Source organism: Roseicyclus sp., from assembly GCF_052168335.1.
Taxonomy (GTDB): domain Bacteria; phylum Pseudomonadota; class Alphaproteobacteria; order Rhodobacterales; family Rhodobacteraceae; genus Roseibacterium.
The window spans coordinates 1-2971 of sequence record NZ_JBQLZP010000530.1; the positions used below are offsets into that span (position 1 = coordinate 1).

4 protein-coding genes are annotated in these 2971 nt (G+C 74.9%); all 4 read right to left on the reverse strand.

The window, feature by feature from the left end; genetic code table 11:
• Positions 1–539 (reverse strand): cyclic nucleotide-binding domain-containing protein (locus tag ACTS11_RS16160; RefSeq protein ID WP_442641327.1); only part of this gene is annotated, 539 nt, incomplete at its 3' end.
• 82 nt (positions 540–621) lie between these two features.
• Entirely contained in the window at positions 622–1242 is a 621-nt protein-coding gene (locus tag ACTS11_RS16165; RefSeq protein WP_442641328.1) for a DUF938 domain-containing protein, read from the reverse strand.
• Between the two features lie 4 nt (positions 1243–1246).
• Positions 1247–1705: a hypothetical protein gene (locus tag ACTS11_RS16170; RefSeq protein WP_442641329.1), complete on the reverse strand. Its 459-nt coding sequence runs from the start codon at positions 1703–1705 to the stop codon at positions 1247–1249.
• Positions 1706–1796: 91 nt separating this feature from the next.
• On the reverse strand, positions 1797–2900 hold the full coding sequence (locus ACTS11_RS16175; protein ID WP_442641330.1) for an NAD(P)/FAD-dependent oxidoreductase: 1104 nt from the start codon (positions 2898–2900) through the stop codon (positions 1797–1799).
• Between the last annotated feature and the right edge of the window lie 71 nt (positions 2901–2971).

The following is a 2971-nucleotide window of genomic DNA, read 5'->3' on the forward strand; positions in this document are numbered from 1 at the left end:
AGCGGGCCGGGGAGGGTGGCTTCCGTCACCGTGCGGAGCGCCATGTGCCGCCCCATCGCCCGGGCGAGGCCCGGCACGAAATCCTCCGGCAGGGGGGCGCCGGCCGACGGCACCACGCAGTAGGTCCGCGCGGGCGGCCGGCCCGGGTCCGGCACGACGCGCGCCGAGGTCCGCGCGAGCCGCGCGGCCAGCTCCGCCGCGATGGCGCGCTGGAGGCCCGGCGTCTCGGCGCAAAGGACGTCGAAAGATGCCGCGTCGATCCTGAGGACCACCGCGTCCCGCGCCGCCACAACGTCCGCCGTGCGCACCCCGCCCGAGAGGAACCCGATCTCGCCGATGACGCCGCCCGCGCCGATCTCGGCCAGGTCCACGCCCGCGCGGCGCACCGCGAAGCGGCCGGTCTCGACGAGATACATCGCCTCGGCCGGCTCGCCCGCCGCGATCAGCCGCGTGCCCCGCGGCACCGTCTCGCGCACCAGACGCCCCAGCGCCGGCCCCTCGAGTAGCGTGAAGAGCCCCTCCGCCTCTGTCGCCTCCATCCCCCCCAACCTCGCTACGAAAAGACTGAAATCGCACCATACATGCGGTGACGCCTCGGGCCAGCCCAAAGAGCGTTCCGGCTCAGCGCTTCTCGAAGGCGAGGAGGAGGTTGTTCGCCGGCATCCGCACCGTTTCGACGTGCCGAAGCCCCGCCGCGACGAGGGTGGAGACGGCCCAGACCACGTCCTTGTAGCCGATGGCGGGATCGCGCGCCCGGAGGCTGGCGTGGAAGGCGGCGTCGCCCTCGCTCGTCGTCTCCCCGTCGCGCAGGAAGGGGCCGTAGACCGCGGCGATCCCGCCCGGCGCGAGGACGCGCGCGATGCCGTCGAGCGCCGTGGCGGCGCCTTCGTCGGAGACGAGGTGCAGGAGGTTCACCAGCACGACGAGACCGGCCGGCGCCTCGCCCGCCGCCCAGCCGGGCCGCGTCACGTCGAGCGCGCGGGGCGGAGCGACGTTCGACAGCCCCTCGGCGGCTGTCCAGGCCGCGATGGAGGCGCGCTGGTCCGGGTCCGGGTCGGTCGGATGCCAGTCGAGCCCCGGCATGAGCGCGGCGAAGCGCACCACGTGCTCGCCGCTGCCCGAGGCGATCTCGAGCGCGCGGCCTGCGCGCGGCGCGAGCCGGACGAGCTCGCGCGCGATGTCCTCCCGGTTGCGGAGCGCGGCGGGCGCGCTCCGGCGCGCATCGGTCTGCCCGGCCGACATGCGGTCAGCGCGCGCTTTCCATGATGATGGCGAGCGCGCCCGAGGCCTCGAGCCGCCCGTAGAGCCAGTCGCGCATCCCGCACTCGGCATAGGCCGCCTGGAATTCGGCCGGTGTCATGCCCTCCGGCGTCTCGAGCTGGAGGCTGCTCAGGTCCGCCGTGCCGGTCGCCGCCTCGGTCGTCTCGGCATAGCTCTCGAGCAGACGCTCGACGCCCGCCGCCCCGGCCCGCGTCTCGACCTCGGCGAGAAGGCAGGCGGCGTTCGCCCGCATCGGTTCGTCCCATTCGACGGAGGGGAGGTAGCCCGCGAGCGCCGGGATCTGGGCCTCGAGCGCGCCGAGGACGACTTCGTTCATCCGCTCGTCCAGCACCTCGAGGCGCTCGAGCGCCGATTGCGCCGCGGCCGGACCGGCGGCGAGCGCGAGGCCGGCGGCGAGGCAGGCAGTGGCCAGGGGTCGGGTCATGCGCGTTTCCTTCATGGTTCCGGTGCGTTCGGGCGCCGAGAAGATCGGGCGAGTCGCCGCCCGCGGCAAGGGAGGGCGCAGCGGAAGGGCGTCAGGCGGCGGGAATCCCCCCGCCCCTCAGCCGGTCCGGGCGAAGCGCCGCCACGACATCCGCGTCGAGCTCCGGCTGCCGTCCCGCCACGAGGTCGGCCACGAGCCGGCTCGCCGCGGGCGCGGTCTGGAAACCGTAGCCGCCCTGGCCCGCGACCCATACGAAGTCCTCCCGCCCGGGCTCGGGACCGAGGACGAGGCCGCGATCGGGCGCGAAGGTCCGGAGCCCCGCCCAGCTCGCCGAGATCCGGGTGACGGGTTCGGTCACGAAGGGCTGGTAGCGCGCGATCCCCTCGGCCAGGACCATGTCCTCCGGCCAGGCGTCGTGCGGCGCATCGACCGGATCCTCCTCGGCGGGCGAGACGATCCAGGCGCCCGCGTCGGGCTTGGCGTACCAGCTCTCGCCCGCGCCGAGGAGCATCGGCCAGCCGCGCACGTCACGGCCCCCGGGCGCGGGCATCCGCGCGATGGAGCGGCGGAGCGGCGTCAGGCCGAGCGGCGCGATCCCCGCCATGGCCGCGATCCGGTCGGCCCAGGCCCCCGCCGCGTTCACCAGGACGCGGCCCTCGCGCAGCTCGTGGCGGAAGGCGACGCGCCAGAGGCCCCCCTCCCGCGCGATCCGGTTCACGCGGGCGCCGATGAGGATCTCGCCGCCCGCCGCCCGGATCGTGCGGGCGAAGTGCTGCACCATCCGGTCGGTGTCGATGTCGAGCGCGTCCTCGTGCCAGCCGGCGCGGGTGACATGGCCCGTCTCGAGGATCGGCACCCGCGCGACCGCCTCCGCCGGCGACATGGCCTCCAGACCCATGGCGCGGATGTCCGCATCGGCCTGCGCCTCTTCGCCCGGCCCCCCCAGAAGCAGGAGCCCCCGGGGCGAGAGGAGCCCTCCGTCGAGGCTGTCGTGCTCGGCGCGGGAGGCGCGGTTCAGCGCCACCGTGACCGGATGACCGTAAGCCGCCTCGTAGAGCGCGGCCGAGCGGCCCGACGCGTGATAGGCCAGCGCATCCTCGCCCTCGAGGAGGAGGACGGAACCCAGCTCGGAGAGGCGCGCCCCCGCCGAGGTTCCCGCGATGCCGCCGCCGATGACGATGAAATCATGTACCATCGGCTAGGGATGGCACGGATGTTCCCTTCCGGACAAGTGGAGGGCGCGCGCGATCGCGCAAGCCGGGGCCG